Annotated in this window: 14 protein-coding genes; 6 read left to right on the top strand and 8 right to left on the bottom strand. The window is 61.8% G+C overall.

Annotation, left to right across the window (positions count from 1 at the left end; all coding sequences use genetic code 11):
• Window positions 1–12 precede the first annotated feature (12 nt).
• The 4 genes from ACODR6_RS15360 to greA all read right to left on the bottom strand — a co-directional run bounded on the left by ACODR6_RS15360 (window position 13) and on the right by greA (window position 3745).
• The gene (locus ACODR6_RS15360; RefSeq protein ID WP_489022841.1) at window positions 13–1002 is read right to left on the bottom strand and encodes a glycosyltransferase; all 990 of its coding nucleotides are present in this window, start codon (window positions 1000–1002) and stop codon (window positions 13–15) included.
• A gap of 80 nt (window positions 1003–1082) precedes the next feature.
• The gene (locus ACODR6_RS15355) at window positions 1083–2063 is read right to left on the bottom strand and encodes a glycosyltransferase family 2 protein (protein WP_489022840.1); all 981 of its coding nucleotides are present in this window, start codon (window positions 2061–2063) and stop codon (window positions 1083–1085) included.
• 113 nt (window positions 2064–2176) lie between these two features.
• Window positions 2177–3262 (bottom strand): glycosyltransferase family 4 protein, encoded by a 1086-nt coding sequence (locus ACODR6_RS15350; protein ID WP_489022839.1) that lies wholly within the window; start codon window positions 3260–3262, stop codon window positions 2177–2179.
• Window positions 3263–3268: 6 nt separating this feature from the next.
• Window positions 3269–3745, bottom strand: coding sequence for a transcription elongation factor GreA (greA, locus tag ACODR6_RS15345; RefSeq protein WP_112715701.1), 477 nt, complete (start codon window positions 3743–3745; stop codon window positions 3269–3271).
• Window positions 3746–3988: 243 nt separating this feature from the next.
• On the opposite strand from greA, the gene ACODR6_RS15340 reads away from it, so the two are divergent.
• From ACODR6_RS15340 to ACODR6_RS15330, 3 genes are all read left to right on the top strand, one after another.
• Window positions 3989–5221 (top strand): putative DNA modification/repair radical SAM protein, encoded by a 1233-nt coding sequence (locus ACODR6_RS15340; RefSeq protein ID WP_203428470.1) that lies wholly within the window; start codon window positions 3989–3991, stop codon window positions 5219–5221.
• Entirely contained in the window at window positions 5221–6696 is a 1476-nt protein-coding gene (locus tag ACODR6_RS15335; RefSeq protein WP_489022838.1) for a UdgX family uracil-DNA binding protein, read from the top strand. The genes ACODR6_RS15340 and ACODR6_RS15335 overlap by 1 nt, the downstream gene beginning before the upstream one ends.
• 134 nt (window positions 6697–6830) lie before the next feature.
• On the top strand, window positions 6831–7268 hold the full coding sequence (locus ACODR6_RS15330) for a VOC family protein (protein WP_203428472.1): 438 nt from the start codon (window positions 6831–6833) through the stop codon (window positions 7266–7268).
• Between the two features lie 12 nt (window positions 7269–7280).
• On the opposite strand, the gene ACODR6_RS15325 is transcribed toward ACODR6_RS15330, so the two are convergent.
• The 3 genes from ACODR6_RS15325 to ACODR6_RS15315 all read right to left on the bottom strand — a co-directional run bounded on the left by ACODR6_RS15325 (window position 7281) and on the right by ACODR6_RS15315 (window position 13055).
• A complete protein-coding gene (locus tag ACODR6_RS15325; protein WP_489022837.1) occupies window positions 7281–8291 on the bottom strand; it encodes an alpha/beta fold hydrolase in 1011 nt (336 codons plus the stop codon).
• A gap of 75 nt (window positions 8292–8366) precedes the next feature.
• Window positions 8367–11855, bottom strand: coding sequence for a carbamoyl-phosphate synthase large subunit (carB, locus tag ACODR6_RS15320; protein WP_489022836.1), 3489 nt, complete (start codon window positions 11853–11855; stop codon window positions 8367–8369).
• 174 nt (window positions 11856–12029) lie between these two features.
• Window positions 12030–13055: a zinc-dependent alcohol dehydrogenase family protein gene (locus ACODR6_RS15315; RefSeq protein WP_489022835.1), complete on the bottom strand. Its 1026-nt coding sequence runs from the start codon at window positions 13053–13055 to the stop codon at window positions 12030–12032.
• A gap of 127 nt (window positions 13056–13182) precedes the next feature.
• On the opposite strand from ACODR6_RS15315, the gene ACODR6_RS15310 reads away from it, so the two are divergent.
• Together ACODR6_RS15310 and ypfJ are read left to right on the top strand one after the other, a co-directional pair.
• On the top strand, window positions 13183–13668 hold the full coding sequence (locus ACODR6_RS15310) for a DUF2306 domain-containing protein (protein ID WP_489022834.1): 486 nt from the start codon (window positions 13183–13185) through the stop codon (window positions 13666–13668).
• Window positions 13669–13748: 80 nt separating this feature from the next.
• Window positions 13749–14678, top strand: a complete 930-nt coding sequence (ypfJ, locus tag ACODR6_RS15305; RefSeq protein WP_112715685.1) for a KPN_02809 family neutral zinc metallopeptidase — start codon at window positions 13749–13751, stop codon at window positions 14676–14678.
• A gap of 40 nt (window positions 14679–14718) precedes the next feature.
• Here ypfJ and ACODR6_RS15300 read toward each other — a convergent pair whose 3' ends face one another.
• Window positions 14719–15714, bottom strand: a complete 996-nt coding sequence (locus ACODR6_RS15300) for an aldo/keto reductase (RefSeq protein WP_489022833.1) — start codon at window positions 15712–15714, stop codon at window positions 14719–14721.
• 110 nt (window positions 15715–15824) lie between these two features.
• Here ACODR6_RS15300 and ACODR6_RS15295 point away from each other — a divergent pair, with 110 nt between their 5' ends.
• Entirely contained in the window at window positions 15825–16730 is a 906-nt protein-coding gene (locus tag ACODR6_RS15295) for a LysR family transcriptional regulator (RefSeq protein WP_449098779.1), read from the top strand.
• Window positions 16731–16808 lie beyond the last annotated feature (78 nt).

Genomic DNA, 16808 nt, shown 5'->3' with positions numbered 1-16808 from the left:
GGAAGCTCGATGTTATTTTTGCAACCCTAAGCACATTGGGCTCGTCAACTCACCGGATCTCTTTGTTTTTCTTATTTGACGATCGGCAAGCCATTCTCCAAGAAATCGCGCAGACATAACGCCGTTTTGAGCTGCTTTTTTCGAATTCATTGTCAATGCGTAAAATAGCGCTTTAATAGATCTTCTCAAAACTTTGCCTAATCCGGAAATATCTCCCGATTTCCCAATTAGGTGGAGCCTGTAAGCTCTGGATTTTCCTATTTTTTTGTATCTTGTTAGAACCGAACTAAGCCTCATTTCCTTTTTGTTGATCGCATGAAATACGACTGCTGAGGGGATATAAATTAGTTCATTGTCATCGCTGCCTAAAATGTCATATGCAAATTTTGTGTCTTCCCCTCCATGCGCTCCTTTATTCGAGTGTGTCCCGTAGTTCTGTGGCCCCTCATCGAAGCGCATGTTCTCAAGCACGGGCGACCTTCGAAGCATAAGGTTAGCACCTTTCGCCAATGTATAATCGCAGGGGCCTTCGAGATGCTCGATGGGTGTACAACCAAATGATCGACCAGTGTCAGTCAGATGCTGTAGCCAAGCGGGCGGTGGAGCTTGCCAGTCCGGACGAATCTGGCCTGCGAACAAGTTGTTTTTAGGATATTTTGTTGCCGCTTCACAGAATGCGGTCAGCCAGTTTTCATCGGGCCGAATATCATCATCGACGAATATAATGAGGCCGCCGCGCGCTGCCTCCAAGCCCCGGTTTAAAGCATACGATTTACCTTTTCGTGGCTCTGAAATAACAATCGGATTAACGCAGTCAGCCGCTTCAGACGCGACCTTAGCGGTGTTGTCTGAGCTAGCATTGTCTATGATTATGAGTTCGTAGCTGTCTATTTTGACGAGAGCTCGAATTAGTGCAGGCAAAGTTGTAGCCAACTTGTCGGCGCCGTTATGACTGGTCAATAAAACGCTGAGAATTGGCTTTGGGTTGCGAGAAGCTACCACCCGCAGACTCCCTTTGAAATATAAATAATTGGGTTTAAAATATTAAGTAATTAAACGAGATTGACGTGCTTTGCTTTGAATCAGCCTCCTGTCACGTTACTATAGAGCGATGATTTTTTTCCAACGACGAATCCAATGCGTCCGGAAATCCACCCCATCGTCCGCGCGGCATCCAGCATGGTTTTCCCGGCGGTAACCGGGATAGCCACGATCTGCCCCACCAAAAACAGTGACTTGATCGGCACGGGGGCGAGCGCCAATATCGCAGACCGGCCCAGTGTCTGGCTCTTGCGGCGGATATGGGTATTCGACTGATCCCGCGCCCGGCGGTATTGGTACCAGAAACTCAGCCTTTCCGGCGGGATCGTCTCATAGACGAAGGCGTCTGTTACCCAGCCGGTTGTCAGGCCTGCCTTGCGCACGTCGGCGTAGAGCTTCGAATCCGTGCCGCCGGTATAGCGCATGGCTTCATCGAACCAGATATTATGGTCCTTGAAAACGGCAAGCTCCGCCAGCCAGTTATTGGTGACAATGGTAACGCGTTCGGTGGAGTTCAGGGTCGTCAGACGGGCGGCGCGCCTCTCTTTGGTCGCATAGCGCGCTTCGACGTTCTTGTACATCGTCTGTTGCAGGGACGTCAGATGGCCGGCCGGCGGCCGTGCGCGGAGTGGGGCGCCGAGCAGAACGGCATTGCTCTTGCGATAGCCGTCGATCATTTTGACGAGCCAGTCTTCGGCAACTTCTTCGTCATCATCGACGAAGAGGAGAAGGTGCGCGTCGGCTGCAATCGCTTCCTTGGCGGCGCGGTTTCTGCCGAAGGGGATGCCGGGCTCTGTTTCAAGCACGTAGTGCAGTTCGCTTTGCGTGAAGTGCTGGCGGTGTGATTCAACGACGTTTTGGGTTAGCGGCCGGCTGTCGTTCTCGACGATCAGAAACGTGACGGCGCAGCGCTCAGGCAACCGCATCTGGGCCCAGGAGCGGAGCAGGGCGTTGACCATTTCCGGCCGCTGGCGGGTCAGCGCCGATACATATACCTTCAGATTCTGCTCGGTCCTCGACATCGATCCGCTTTCAAACTGCGCGTACTACTATGAGTTCTTGATGCACGCTTTTTAGGTGATTTCGGAAGCGCGGTAAACAATATCCCGCTGCTATACAGACTTGGACAACAAGTTCAACGCGGATGCTTGCATGAGCGGTAAACCGCGGCGATCCGCTTTGCTTCCATGTCGATCTGGAAGTCTTCCAGGATATGCGCCAGACCGGCGTCGGCGAGTGTGTCGCGGCCGGTCGTGTCGTCCATGTAGCGGGCGGCCATTTCTGCCATCGCATCCAGACTGTCGCGGGCGATCATGCCCTGCGGGCCATTGCCGTCATCCACCAGCAATTCCGGAAACGCCCCGACATCCGTCGCGATGACGGGTACGCCCGTTGACATCGCTTCCAGCGGCGTCAGGCCGAAGCCTTCCCAGCGCTGGGGGGCGATGAAGAGGTCGAGGGCGCGGTACCAGTCGTTGATGTTGGTGTGCTCGCCGACGAAGAGGATGCGGTCTGCCAGGCCGGCGGCGGTGACGCGGGCTTTCAGGCCGTTTTCGAAATCGATGTGCTTGGCGGTGGCGCGGCCGGCGATGATGGCGATCCAGTCCGGACGGTCCGGGAGGAGGCGGATCATCGTGTCGACGAAGAGATCGGTACCCTTCTGATGGCGGACGCGGCCGAAGCAGCCCGCGATGTTCTTCGTGGGATCGAGACCGACCGCCGCCTTTGCTGCCGCCTTATCTGCAGGCGGCGAGAAGCGGACGGTGTCGATGCCGTGCAGGATGACGGTGCTCGGTACATCCAGATAGGCGGCTGTCTTGCTGCTGGTGGCGATGACGGCGTCCATCTTCGAGATCAGCCACTTGGTCCAGCCGGTATGCTTGCGCTGCGAGGCCGAGGTGAAGACGATTTTCAGCTTCATGCGCAGGATGTCGCGCATGAGGATCGCCGGCAGCATCTCGACATTGCGCCGCGCATGCCAGACGCGGTGCTTCTTGCCCACCGGCGGCGTCCAGAGATGGATGAGATCGCGGAAGCGGATATGCGGAAGAGTTGCCGGCAGGCCGGGGCCGAGCGCTGCGATCTTCTGACCGAGCGCCCGCTGAACCGGAATCAGCTGGATGATCGTCGACGTCACGCCGGAGAGGCGCCGCTTGAAATTCGGCGCGATGATCTCGACGTCACGGATATCGATGCGGGCGGGGCGGCTGTCTGGCGCCACGGATGATCAGCCCCAGGAAATCTGGAGGATTTCGTAGGCCTTGGAACCACCGGGCGCGTTGACTTCGATGGATTCGCCGACTTCCTTGCCGATCAGCGCGCGGGCGATCGGGGAAGAGATGGAGATGCGGCCGGCCTTCACGTCGGCTTCCTGGTCGCCAACGATCTGATAGGTCTTTTCTTCCTCGGTGTCCTCGTCGACGAGCTTCACCTTGGCGCCGAACTTGATCTTGTCGCCGGACATCTTCGAGAGGTCGATGACTTCAGCGCGCGCCGTCAGGTCTTCGAGCTCGGCAATGCGGCCTTCGTTGAGGCTCTGGGCTTCCTTGGCAGCATGGTATTCTGCATTTTCCGACAGGTCGCCATGGGCGCGCGCTTCGGCGATCGCCTCGATGATGCGGGGACGCTCTTCCTGCTGGCGCCAGCGCAGTTCTTCCTGCAGCTTGACGAAACCACCCTGCGTCATCGGAACCTTATCTACCATTTTCCCGTCCTTTATTCTTCGTGTCGCTACAGGTAGGCAGTGACACAAAAGAAAACAGGTCCCGAAGAGAACTTCGGAACCGTGCCAACAATCCTAGTTGCTTCGCTTATAGCAGATCGCTACCGGCGATTTCCATAAAATTCGTATCAGCGCTCCTGACCCGGCTCATGGTTGCGATATCTAGCGCAGAAATCCGCTGGCTTTCATTGACTTTTAGCAAAAGAACATATAGTGAACAAACCTATGAAGAAGTCGCTGAATGAACGATTGGCCATCCTTTCGGATGCCGCGAAATACGATGCTTCCTGCGCTTCCAGCGGTACGACGAAGCGCGATTCGGGCGCCAGCGGCGGGTTGGGCTCGACCGAGGGATCCGGCATCTGCCATGCCTATGCGCCGGATGGACGGTGCATCTCTCTGCTGAAGATCCTGCTCACCAATTTCTGCATCTATGATTGTGCTTTCTGCATCAACCGCTCGTCGAGCAATGTCGAGCGCGCCCGCTTCACGCCAGAGGAGGTGGTCTGGCTGACGCTGGAATTCTACCGGCGCAATTACATCGAGGGGCTGTTTTTATCCTCCGGCATCATCCGCTCTTCCGACCATACGATGGAGGAGATGGTGCGGGTGGTGCGCGAGCTGCGCGTCACCCATAATTTCCGCGGCTACATCCATCTGAAATCGATCCCGGAGGCGTCTGCGCATCTGATCGAGGAGGCGGGGCTTTATGCCGACCGGTTGTCGCTGAACATCGAGCTGCCGACCGACAGCGGCATTACCCAGCTGGCGCCGGAGAAGAAGCCGTCGAGCATTCGCCGCTCGATGGGCGATCTCCGGCTGAAGATCGAGGAGGCCGGCGAGCCGACGCTGCAGACCAAGCGGCGCAAGCGCTTCGTGCCGGCGGGGCAGAGCACGCAGATGATCGTCGGGGCCGATGGCGCCAATGATGCGACGATCCTCGGTACCAGCGCGCGGCTCTACGGCAGCTACGGGCTGCGGCGTGTCTATTATTCCGCCTTCAGCCCGATCCCGGATTCGTCGAAGAACCTGCCGCTGATCAAACCGCCGCTGATGCGCGAGCACCGGCTTTATCAGGCAGACTGGCTCTATCGTTTCTATGGCTTCGGTATCGACGAGATCACCGCGACGCAGGAGGGCGGCATGCTGGATCTCGATCTCGATCCGAAGCTTGCCTGGGCACTCGGCCATCGCGACCAGTTTCCCGTCGATATCAACAATGCTGCCAAGGAGCTGCTGCTGCGCGTGCCCGGCCTCGGAACCAAGGCGGTGAAGGGCATCCTGTCCGGTCGCCGGTTCCGCAAGCTGCGCATCGAGGACCTGTCGCGGCTCGGCGTGTCGATCAAGAAGGTGCAGGCCTTCGTGACGGCGGAGGGCTGGACGCCGAAGCGGCTGATCGACCGGCCGGACCTGCGCGCCATGTTCGAACCGAAGCCCGAACAGCTGCAGTTGCTCTGATGCTGAAGGTGGCGCTGCAGGGCAGGGGCGATTTTACCGAGTGGCGCGATGCCGCTCGTTCGCTCGCCGCTGCCGGTATTGCGCCCGGGGATATCGAGTGGCGGGAGAAGGGCGGCGACAAGCAGCTGTTCTGGGAAGAGGATGTTCTGCCGCCGCAGCCATCGGGCAAATCACAGTTGACGGTGCCGCAGGCCTTCATCGACCTTGCCTCTGCCGTCATCTGCCACACCGATCCCGTTCGTTTCACGCTGCTCTATACGCTCTTGTGGCGGCTGCAATCGGACAGGAAGCTGCTCGATATCGTCTCGGACGAGGATGTTTCGCGGGCGCGGCTGATGGAAAAAAGCGTGCGCCGCGACGCACACAAAATGACCGCCTTCGTGCGCTTCAAGGAGGTCGGCAGCGGCATCTCGATGAACGGGCGGCGCAAGTTCCTCGCCTGGTTCGAGCCGGATCACCATATCGTCGTGCGCAAGGCGCCGTTCTTCCAGCGGCGGTTCAACGACATGGACTGGATCATCCTGACGCCGAAGGGATCTGCCGGCTGGGACGGGGTGAAGCTGACGACCAGCCACGAGCCCTGCGAAAAGCCGGATCTGACCGATGATGCCGATATGCTCTGGCGGACCTATTACGCCAATATCTTCAACCCGGCGCGGCTGAAGGTGAAGGCGATGCAGGCCGAGATGCCGAAGAAATACTGGAAGAACCTGCCGGAAGCCGAGCTCATTCCGGGGCTGGTCGCCAATGCCGAAAGCCGGGTGATCGAGATGGCGAAGCGCCAGGCGACGACACCGCAGCCTTTCCACGACCGGCTGCAGCAGGCGGCGAGAAGCCAGCCTCTACCCGAGCCCGCACCTGCCGGCACGCTGGAGGCGTTGCGGGAGCAGGCGGCCGTCTGCACCCGCTGTCCGCTGCACGAGAAGGCGACGCAGACGGTCTTCGGCGAGGGACCGGAGAATGCCGATATCGTCTTCGTCGGCGAGCAGCCGGGCGATCAGGAGGATCTGGCAGGACGCCCGTTCGTCGGCCCGGCGGGCAAGGTTTTCGATCAGGCGATCGAAGCCGCGGGGATCGACCGTTCGAGCCTCTATGTCACCAATGCCGTCAAGCATTTCAAATACGAGCCGCGCGGCAAGCGGCGCATCCATCAGCGCCCGAATATGGGCGAGGTCCAGCATTGCCGCTGGTGGCTGAAGCTGGAGCTCGATCTCATAAAGCCGAAGATCATGGTGGCGATGGGGGCGACGGCGCTGGCGGCGCTGACCGAGACGAAACACCGGCTGACCGACATCAGGGGGCAGGCGATGCGGATGCCCAATGGACGGCTGCTCTTCGTCACCGTGCATCCGTCCTATCTGCTGCGGCTTCCGGACGAGCGGGATAGGGCTGAGCAGCTGGCGCTTTTCCAGCAGGATATGGTGGAGATTCAGTCGCTTATGCGCCGGATTTCGCAAAGTGATTCTGCTGCTTGAATTTCTGATTCAATGGTAGCCCCGATCGATGGGTGGCGAAAAAGTTGCTGCCGCTGTCGGCTAAGGGGCATCTGAAACGTCCTTTGGCCGGTGAGGGATATCCTCTCGATGAACCATATCAGGAGACGGGAAGCATGGTGCTCAAGCGGATGGACAATATCGGGATCGTCGTCGAGGACCTCGATGTGGCGATCGATTTCTTTCGCGAACTCGGGCTCGATCTCGAAGGGCGCGCGACGATCGAAGGCGAATGGGCGGGGCGCGTCACCGGGCTCGGCGATCAGCATGTCGAGATTGCCATGATGCGCACGCCTGACGGCCATAGCCGGCTCGAGCTTTCCCGCTTCATCCGGCCCGCGGTGATCGCCGATCACCGGAATGCGCCCGTCAATGCGCTCGGCTATCTGCGCGCCATGTTCACCGTCGATGATATCGATGACACGCTTACGCGGTTGCACAGGTGCGGCGTCGAGCTGGTGGGCGCGGTGGTTCGCTATCAGGACGTCTACAAGCTCTGCTATATCAGAGGACCGGAAGGCCTGCTGATCGGGCTCGCCGAAGAGCTTGGCTGAGCTGAAGCGCGCTTAGTTGCTGCCCGGTGCCTGTAGCGAGGAGACGAAGGCGGCAATCAGGCTGGCGGTCTTTTCCGGTGCCTCGATCTGCGGGATGTGATTGACGCCGTCGAGGACGGAGAGTTGCGCATTGGGGAGCAGGCGGGCGATCTCTTCGCCCTGCGCCAGCGGGGTGACGCTGTCTCCCTTGCCCCAGACGAGCAAGGCCGGTTTCTGGAAGCTTCGATAGCTTTCCGGCTTGAAGGCGCGGGAGGCTTCCTCGTTGCCGAAGAGGCCGGTGACGAACCAGTCGGCAATGGCGTGGCTCGTGCCTTTGACGACGAGCGGGCGGCGGTAGACCTCGATGCGCTCCGGCGTCGCGACAGCATCGTCATCGGCCACGAAATCGCGCAGCCCTTTGCCGATCATCAGCGGATTGGTGAAGGTCGCGGCCATGATCGCTTCCGGCAGTCCGGGGGCGGCAAAGAGCGGTGCCAGCGGCGGCTTGGAGGGCGGGCGGCCAAGGCCGAGGGCAACATCCAGGAGAACGAGACCGGCGATGCGATCCGGCGCGATCAGCGCGGTCTCCATCGTCGCGCCACCGCCGAAGGAATGGCCGAGCAGCACGAATTGCTGGAGGCCTGCAGCATCGGCGAAAGCGAGGATACGGCGTGCCTGCGCCTGCCGGGAATAGTCGCCGGAAGCGGGGCGCTCGGAATAGCCGAAAGGCGGCAGGTCGGGGGCGATGACGCGAAAACCATTCGCGCCCAGTCGCTCGGCGATCGGCGCCCAGGTTTCGGACCATGCCATGGCGCCGGGGATCAGCAGGATCGCTTGACCGCTCTGTGGTCCCCATTGCTTGTAGTGGAGGTCGAGGCCATCGGCCTGAAGATATTGCCCGGGCTCGCCATTGCGGCCCGGCGGCAGGCTCTCGCGCCAGATCGATGCGGCGTAGAAACCGGCAAACACGAGAAGTGCGACGCCGATCAGCGCACCGGCGATGCCGGCGAGGATTTTGACGATCCGGATGGCTATGCTTCTCATGCGCGCTCCCCCGCCGCAATGTTTCATGCGGCGAGGAATAGCAGACAGCCCGTTAAGAATTTCGGGCCGTGATGCTTATGCGAAATAGCTCTGCAGCGGGCGGACTTCGAGGTTGCCGGCGCGGAGCGCCTTGATGGCGAGGGCGGCGGCTTCGGCGCCGGCCATCGTCGTGTAGTAGGGCACCTTCTGCATCAGCGTGGCGCGGCGGAGCGACTTCGAGTCCGAGATCGCCTTGTTGCCGTCGGTGGTGTTGATGACGAGCTGGACCTGGCGGTTGCGGATGGCGTCCTCGATATGCGGACGGCCCTCAAGAACCTTGTTGATCTTCGTCGCCTCGATGCCGTTTTCGCCGAGGAAGCGGGCGGTGCCGCCGGTTGCCAGAACCTTGAAGCCTTCACCGACCAGAATGCGGATCGCCGGCAGGACGCGCTGCTTGTCGGCATCGCGCACCGAGACGAAGACCGTGCCGTCACGCGGCAGTTCGACACTGGCGCCGAGCTGCGACTTGGCGAAGGCCAGCGCGAAATCAGTGTCGAGGCCGATGACTTCGCCGGTCGAGCGCATTTCCGGGCCGAGAAGCGTATCGACGCCCGGGAAGCGGGCGAAGGGGAAGACGGCTTCCTTGACGGCGATGTGCTTCAGGTTGCGCGGATCCGGCTTTTCGCCGTAGGCGGCGAAGGTCGCGTCGAGCTTTTCACCGGCCATGGCGCGGGCGGCGATCTTGGCGATTGGCGCGCCGATGGTCTTGGCGACGAAGGGAACCGTGCGCGAGGCGCGCGGGTTGACTTCGAGCACGTAGACGGTGCCGTCCTTGATGGCGAACTGCACGTTCATCAGGCCGACGACGTTGAGCGCCTTGGCCATCGCCTTTGCCTGACGCTCGAGCTCGTCGAGCATTTCCGCCGACAGCGTGCGCGGCGGCAGCGAGCAGGCAGAGTCGCCGGAGTGGATGCCGGCTTCCTCGATATGCTCCATGATGCCGGCGACATAGGCGTCGGTGCCGTCGGAGAGGCAATCGACGTCGACCTCGATGGCGTTCGACAGATAGCTGTCGAAGAGCAGCGGGTTCTTGCCGAGCAGGGTGTTGATCTGGCCGGTCTTGTCGTTCGGGTAACGCTGCTTGATGTCTTCAGGGACCAGTTCCGGCACGGTGTCCAGCAGGTAGGTCTGCAGCTGGCTTTCGGCGTGGATGATCTGCATCGCGCGGCCGCCGAGAACGTAGGACGGGCGCACGACCAGCGGGAAGCCGATTTCGGTGGCGACCAGGCGGGCCTGCTCGACGGAGTAAGCGATGCCGTTGTTCGGCTGGTTGAGGTCGAGCTTCATCAGCAGCTTCTGGAAGCGGTCGCGGTCTTCGGCGAGGTCGATCATATCGGGCGCGGTGCCGAGGATCGGAATGCCGTTCTTCTCAAGCGCTTCGGCGAGTTTCAGCGGGGTCTGGCCGCCGAACTGGACGATAACGCCGACGACTTCGCCCTTTTCCTGTTCTGCGCGCAGGATCTCGATCACGTCTTCGGCCGTCAGCGGCTCGAAGTAGAGGCGATCGGAGGTATCGTAGTCGGTCGACACGGTTTCCGGGTTGCAGTTGATCATGATCGCTTCATAGCCGGCGTCGCGCAGAGCAAAGGCGGCATGGCAGCAGCAGTAGTCGAACTCGATGCCCTGGCCGATACGGTTCGGACCGCCGCCGAGGATGACGACCTTCTTGCGGTCGGAGACTTCGGCTTCGGAGCGCGCGGCGCCGACGAAGGGCGTCTCGTAGCTCGAATACATGTAGGCGGTCGGTGAGGCGAACTCTGCGGCGCAGGTGTCGATGCGCTTGAAGACCGAGCGGACGTTCAGGCTGTTGCGCAGTTCGGCAACTTCCTTCGGGCGCTTGCCTGATAGCGTTGCGAGGCGGGCATCGGAGAAGCCCATGGCCTTCAGGCTGCGCAGGTTTGCGGCATCCTGCGGCAGGCCGTGCTCGCGGATGCGGGCTTCGGTGTCGACGATCGCCTTGAACTGAGCGATGAACCACGGATCGATCTTGCAGCCTTCGTGGACGTCTTCCGGGCTCATGCCCTGGCGCAGCGCCTGGGCGACCATGCGCAGGCGGTCCGGCGTCGGCGTGCCGATGGCGGCGCGCACGGCGTTCTGGCTCGATTCGCCTTCCTCTACGCCGGGGATCTCGATCTCGTCGAGGCCAGTCAGGCCGGTCTCGAGGCCACGCAGCGCCTTCTGCAGCGATTCCGCGAAGGTGCGGCCGATCGCCATGACTTCACCGACCGACTTCATCGCCGTCGTCAGGATCGGCGAGGCGCCCGGGAACTTTTCGAAGGCAAAGCGCGGGATCTTGGTGACGACATAGTCGATCGACGGTTCGAAGGAGGCCGGCGTCGCGCCGCCGGTGATGTCGTTGTCGAGTTCGTCAAGCGTGTAGCCGACGGCGAGCTTGGCGGCGACCTTGGCGATCGGGAAGCCGGTGGCCTTGGAAGCAAGAGCGGAGGAGCGCGAGACGCGCGGGTTCATTTCGATGACGACGAGGCGGCCGTCCTTCGGGTTGACGGCGAACTGAACGTTCGAGCCCCCGGTTTCGACGCCGATCTCGCGGAGAACCGCGATCGAGGCGTTGCGCATCATCTGGTATTCTTTGTCGGTCAGCGTCAGGGCCGGTGCGACGGTGATTGAATCGCCGGTGTGGACGCCCATCGGGTCGATGTTTTCGATCGAGCAGATGATGATGCAGTTGTCCGCCTTGTCGCGGACGACTTCCATTTCATATTCCTTCCAGCCGAGAACCGATTCCTCGATCAGCACTTCGGTGGTTGGCGAGGCATCGAGGCCGCCGCCGATGATTTCGAAGAATTCCGAGCGGTTATAGGCAATGCCGCCGCCGGTGCCGCCCATGGTGAAGGACGGGCGGATGATGGCGGGCAGGCCGACGACGTCGATCGCCTGGGCGGCAATCGCCATGGCGTGGCTGATGTAGCGCTGCTTGCGGTCGGTCTCGCCGAGGTTCCAATGGTTTTCCAGCTCGTCGAGCGCCTTGTCGAGATCGGGGCCGGAAAGGCTCTCGCGCAGCTTGGCGCGCTCGGCTTCATGCGTCTTGCGGTCGGCATCCTTGATGTCGGTGGCGTTTGCCAGCATCGAGCGCGGGGTTTCGAGGCCGATCTTCTCCATGGCTTCGCGGAAAAGGGCGCGGTCTTCGGCCTTGTCGATGGCGGCCGGCTTGGCGCCGATCATCTCGACATTGTAGCGGTCGAGAACGCCCATGCGCTTCAGGGAAAGCGCGGTGTTGAGCGCCGTCTGGCCGCCCATGGTTGGCAGCAGCGCGTCCGGGCGTTCCTTGGCGATGATCTTGGCGACGACTTCGGGGGTGATCGGCTCGACATAGGTGGCGTCGGCGAGACCTGGGTCGGTCATGATCGTTGCCGGGTTTGAGTTGACGAGGATGACGCGGTAGCCTTCCTCCTTCAGCGCCTTGCAGGCCTGGGTACCGGAATAGTCGAATTCGCATGCCTGGCCGATAACGATCGGACCCGCGCCGATGATGAGGATCGATTTGATATCTTGGCGCTTCGGCATCGGCTTTTCCACTTTCTAGCTGCGCAAAAAACCGGCCAGGGTGGGAGATCACCGGGTCGGGTCGCGCATTGAGGGTCTTTTCAGGCTAGAAGCGGCTTATAGGCAAAGCGAAACCGAAACGGAACCCCATAATTCAAGGAATCGACAGGAATCCGCAGTCTCCCCGAAAAGCCTTCACAGACCGGGTATGACGAGGGCTCGAATCTCGCCATTCGGGGCCGGGTTGATGATGGTCTCGCGGGCTTCCTCCAGGCCGATCTTGCGGGTGATCAGCGGCTCTACCTTGATGGCGCCGGTGGCGATCAGATCGGCGGCACGGGCGTGGGTGAAGGGGTTGACGAAAGAGCTCAGCAGCCGGATCTCGCGAAACAGCAGGTCGAAGGGTTCGATCGCGACCTTGGTGCCCTGCGGCATGACGCCGAGAATGAGCGCCGTGCCGCCTTTTTTCGCGAGTCGCGGTGTCTGCTCGACCGTCTCGGCCACGCCGGCGCATTCGATCACCACGTCGGCTCCGCCAGGAAGAAGGCCCGAAGCGCCGGCGATCAGCTCGATGACATCGCCGGAGGAGGGATCGACGGTCGCGGTGGCGCCGAGTTCTTCGGCGATCCGGCGCTTGTCCGCATTGCGGGTGACGAGCACGACGCGCGTCGCACCTGCCAGCCGCGCCAGTTGCACGGCGAGCAGGCCGATGACGCCGCCGCCGAGGACCACGACGGAATAGCCGGTCTTGATCTCCGCCATGTCGATGCCGTGGATGCAGCAGGCGAGCGGTTCGCAGAAGGCGCCGTGGAGCGGATCGAGAGCGTCGGGCAGGGCGAAGGCCTGGGTCTGCGGGATGCAGACATAATCGGCAAAGCCGCCATCGCGATGAATGCCGATCGCTTCGAGATTGCGGCAGAGATTGACGCGGCCGCGCTGGCATTCCGGGCAGCGGCCGCAGGAAATGTTGGGATCGCCCGTGATGCGCATGCCCGGCCGGAAGCCGGTGACATCGGCGCCGACCGCCTCGACGATGCCGGTGAACTCGTGGCCGAGGATGACGGGCGGGCGAGCCGGAAACTCGCCGTGATAGAGATGCCGATCGGTGCCGCAGATGCCGCAGGCTTCGACCTTCACCAGGACATCGCCGGGGCCGGGAACCGGTTTTCCGGTCTCGCAGACCGCCAGCCGGCCGGTCGCTTCAAGACGCAGCGCTTTCATGATCTTCTCCTCGCTCCGCCCGGCATCAGGGACAAAAAGCGCGGGGCCGTCAAGCCGCCGCTGTTTTGCCTCTTGCGTCCGTGGATATTGCTCGGGACAATCGGCCATTCCTGAGGAGGAGCCAGGCATGACCCTTGAACCCTTGCTCGATGCATCGCCTGCCATTCAGATCCACGTGGCGACCGTCATTCCGGCAGCGCTGCTCGGCGCCTTTATCCTGCTGCACCGGAAGGGCACGCCGCTTCACCGGCTTCTCGGCAAGATCTGGATGGCGCTGATGGTGGTGACGGCGCTCACCAGCTTCTTCATTCACGAGATCAAAATGTTGTTCGGCTTCAGCCCCATTCACCTGCTCTCGGCCGCGACGATCTTCGGCGCCTGGCAGGCGATCGCGGCGGCGCGGCGTCATGACGTCGCGACACACCGGCGGATCGTCCGGTCGATCTATTTCGGCGGCATCATCATTGCGGGCGGATTCACGCTGGTCCCCGGCCGGATCATGAATGAGGTGGTATTCTCGGGGCATGACATGGTGGCGCTGGTTTTCGGCCTGCTCGTAGCCGGTGCTGCGGCGGCGATCGTGCTTTCGGCGCGGGTGCAGCGGGCTGCATGATGCCGCTGGAATTCGGCCAAGCGCCGGATATATAATCTCAAACGAAAGAGACGCGTTCGGCGTTGCCGGGGAGAGTTCAGATGGAATGGAAGGGACGCCGCCAGTCGGACAATATCGAGGATCGCCGCGGAGACCCTTCGAGCGGTGGTCTCGGGCAAAATCCCTTCGGCCGCGGAGGCGGTTTCAGCTTTCCGTCCGGCGGCGTGCGCCGTGGCGGCGGTGGCCTGTCGATCGGCACGATTATCTTCCTCGTCGTCATCTATTTCATCTTCAAGGCGATGGGCATCGACCTGATGCAGGTGATGGACGGCACGATGAGCGGCGGCTCGGGCTACGAGCAGAGCGATTCCCAGAGCCGCGGTACGCCTGCTAATGACGACATGACCGCCTTCGTGCGCACCGTGCTCGCCGATACCGAGGATACCTGGACCGGCATCTTCCAGGCCTCCGGCCAGACCTACGAGAAGCCGGCGCTGGTGCTGTTCTCCGGCTCGACGCGCTCGGGCTGCGGCGCCGCATCGGCGGCGACCGGGCCGTTCTATTGCCCTGTTGACCGCAAGGTCTATCTCGACACCGATTTCTTCCGCCAGCTCAGCCAGCAGTTCGGCGCCAAGGGCGAATTCGCCGAGGCCTACGTGATCGCCCACGAGGTCGGCCATCACGTCCAGAACATTCTCGGCGTGCTGCCGAAGTTCAACGAGGCCCGCCAGCGGATGAGCGAGGTCGATGCCAACAAGATGTCGGTGCGCGTCGAGCTGCAGGCCGATTGCTTCGCCGGGGTCTTCGCCAAGTTCGAGCAGCGCAAGGGCTATATCAACCCGGACGATCTCGAGGACGCGCTGAATGCCGCCCAGCAGATCGGCGACGACACGCTGCAGAAGCGCAGCCAGGGCTATGTCGTGCCTGACAGCTTCAACCACGGCACCTCCGCCCAGCGCGTGAAATGGTTCAAGCAGGGCTTCGATACTGGCAAGGTTTCGGCCTGCGATACGTTCAGCGGCCCAGTCTGATCAAGAAGCTCCGCCGCCGTGCGGCAGCGGAGCCCGATCTTCAGTGTTCACTGTCCATATGTTTCAGCTGTGCTTCCGGATAGCGCGCACCTGCGGCCGCGTCCTTCGGGACGGCACGTTCGATTGCCGCCATATCTTCGGCGCTGAGTTGCACGGCGCCTGAGCCCAAGGCTTCTGTCAGCCGGTCGCGGCGGCGGGCGCCGATCAGCGGGACGATATCCTTGCCCTGAGCGGCGACCCAGGCGATTGCGATCTGTGCGACGCTCGCCTGCTTCTCCGCGGCGATCTTGCGGAGCTCTTCGACGAGGGCGAGGTTCTGGTCGATATTGGCGGCCTGGAAGCGTGGGCTGACGCTGCGGAAATCGCCCTTGCCGCCATCCTGACCCTTCTGCCAGTGACCGCTGATCAGGCCGCGCGACAGCACGCCATAGGCGGTGATCGAAATGCCGAGCGCGCGGCAAGTGGGCAGGATCGCGTCCTCTATACCGCGGGAGATCAGCGAATATTCGATCTGCAGGTCGGCGATCGGATGAACCGCGGCGGCGCGGCGGATGGTTTCGGCGCCGACTTCAGAGAGGCCGATATGGCGGACATAGCCGGCCTTGATCATGTCGGCGATGGCGCCGACGGTTTCCTCGATCGGCACATTGGGATCGAGGCGGGCAGGGCGGTAGATGTCGATATAGTCGGTGCCGAGGCGCTGAAGCGAATAGGCGATGAAATTCTTCAGCGCTGCCGGACGGGAATCGTAGCCGTTCCAGGCGCCGAGCGGATCGCGCAGCGCGCCGGTCTTGACGCTGATGATCAGCTCCTCGCGCTTGCGGGTCTTCAGGGCCTCGCCGATCAGCATCTCGTTATGGCCCATGCCGTAGAAATCGCCGGTATCGAGCAGGTTGACCCCGGCATCGAGGGCGGCGTGGATGGTGGCAATGCTTTCGGCGCGGTCGGCGGGCCCATACATGCCTGACATGCCCATGCAGCCGAGGCCGATGGCGGAAACTTCGGGGCCGGTATTGCCCAAGCGGTAGGTTTGCATCTTCGTCTCCTTGGCCGACGCCGGAGCGGCGTCTTCAGCCCCTTTCTATTCCTTGCCTCTCTGTGCGATAATCCGGATGATTGCGAACGGCCCGTACGGAAAAGCGCACAATGGACGATCTTCCCCTCAGTGATCTGGATGCCTTCACCGCCATTGCAAGAGAGCGGAGCTTTCGCGCGGCAGCCCGCAAGCGTGGCGTCTCGCCGTCGTCGCTGAGCGATTCCCTTCGGCGGCTGGAGGAGCGGCTCGGCGTACGCCTGCTCAACCGCACGACCCGCAGTGTGACCCCGACGGAAGCGGGCGAGCGGTTGCTGGAGAGGCTGGCGCCGGCGCTCGGCGAAGTGGTTTCGGCGCTCGGCCAACTCGACAGTTTCAAGGACAGCCCGGCCGGTACGTTGCGGCTCAACGTGCCGACGATCGCTGCGCGGCTGTTCATGCCTGATCTCGTCAGCCGGTTTCTGGCGCTTTATCCGCAGATCAAACTAGAGGTGCTTGGCGAAGACGATTTCATCGACGTGGTGGCGGCCGGATATGATGCCGGTATCCGCTATGACGAGCGGCTGGAGCGCGACATGATCGCCGTGCCGATCGGCCCGCGGCGGCAGCGCTATATCACTGCCGCGGCACCTGGCTATCTCGCCAAACGCGGGACGCCGTCGCATCCCCGCGATCTCCTAGACCATGACTGCATCCGTCATCGTTTTCTGAGCCGGGCGCCGTTTGCCTGGGAGTTCGACCGCGGCGAGGAGAGCCTATTGCTTTCGGTGACGGGGCCGCTGGTGGCAAATTCGATCGAGATGGAGGTGGGTGCCGCGGTTGCCGGGCTCGGCGTCATCAGGACATTCGAGGAGGTGCTCGCTCCGGCGATCCGCCGTGGCGAGCTCGTGCCGATCCTGGAGGATTGGGTGAGCGAATTCTCGGGGCCGTTTCTCTATTACGCCAGCCGCAAGCATATGCCGCCGGCCCTTCGCGCCTTTGTCGATTTCGTCAAGGCTGAGGCGCGGCGAGGGGCTTAGTCCCCGTTTTGTTCGCTTCCACGATCAATTTCATTGTTTTCGTCATCAAAAACTTTGAAATGTTCACGTATTGTTTCA

This window comes from Rhizobium sp. FG96 (genome assembly GCF_057808655.1).
The sequence above is the reverse complement of the archived record's forward strand: the minus strand, read 5'-3'. Positions and strand labels throughout refer to the sequence as shown.

What these genes read in the sequence shown, in the direction of transcription:
- greA (WP_112715701.1), bottom strand. Translation starts at nt 3,745, where the DNA reads ATGGTAGATAAGGTTCCGATGACGCAGGGTGGTTTCGTCAAGCTGCAG.
- carB (WP_489022836.1), bottom strand. Translation starts at nt 11,855, where the DNA reads ATGCCGAAGCGCCAAGATATCAAATCGATCCTCATCATCGGCGCGGGT.
- ACODR6_RS15300 (WP_489022833.1), bottom strand. Translation starts at nt 15,714, where the DNA reads ATGCAAACCTACCGCTTGGGCAATACCGGCCCCGAAGTTTCCGCCATC.
- ACODR6_RS15310 (WP_489022834.1), top strand. Translation starts at nt 13,183, where the DNA reads ATGACCCTTGAACCCTTGCTCGATGCATCGCCTGCCATTCAGATCCAC.
- ypfJ (WP_112715685.1), top strand. Translation starts at nt 13,749, where the DNA reads ATGGAATGGAAGGGACGCCGCCAGTCGGACAATATCGAGGATCGCCGC.
- ACODR6_RS15335 (WP_489022838.1), top strand. Translation starts at nt 5,221, where the DNA reads ATGCTGAAGGTGGCGCTGCAGGGCAGGGGCGATTTTACCGAGTGGCGC.
- ACODR6_RS15340 (WP_203428470.1), top strand. Translation starts at nt 3,989, where the DNA reads ATGAAGAAGTCGCTGAATGAACGATTGGCCATCCTTTCGGATGCCGCG.
- ACODR6_RS15330 (WP_203428472.1), top strand. Translation starts at nt 6,831, where the DNA reads ATGGTGCTCAAGCGGATGGACAATATCGGGATCGTCGTCGAGGACCTC.
- ACODR6_RS15325 (WP_489022837.1), bottom strand. Translation starts at nt 8,291, where the DNA reads ATGAGAAGCATAGCCATCCGGATCGTCAAAATCCTCGCCGGCATCGCC.
- ACODR6_RS15315 (WP_489022835.1), bottom strand. Translation starts at nt 13,055, where the DNA reads ATGAAAGCGCTGCGTCTTGAAGCGACCGGCCGGCTGGCGGTCTGCGAG.
- ACODR6_RS15295 (WP_449098779.1), top strand. Translation starts at nt 15,825, where the DNA reads ATGGACGATCTTCCCCTCAGTGATCTGGATGCCTTCACCGCCATTGCA.
- ACODR6_RS15355 (WP_489022840.1), bottom strand. Translation starts at nt 2,063, where the DNA reads ATGTCGAGGACCGAGCAGAATCTGAAGGTATATGTATCGGCGCTGACC.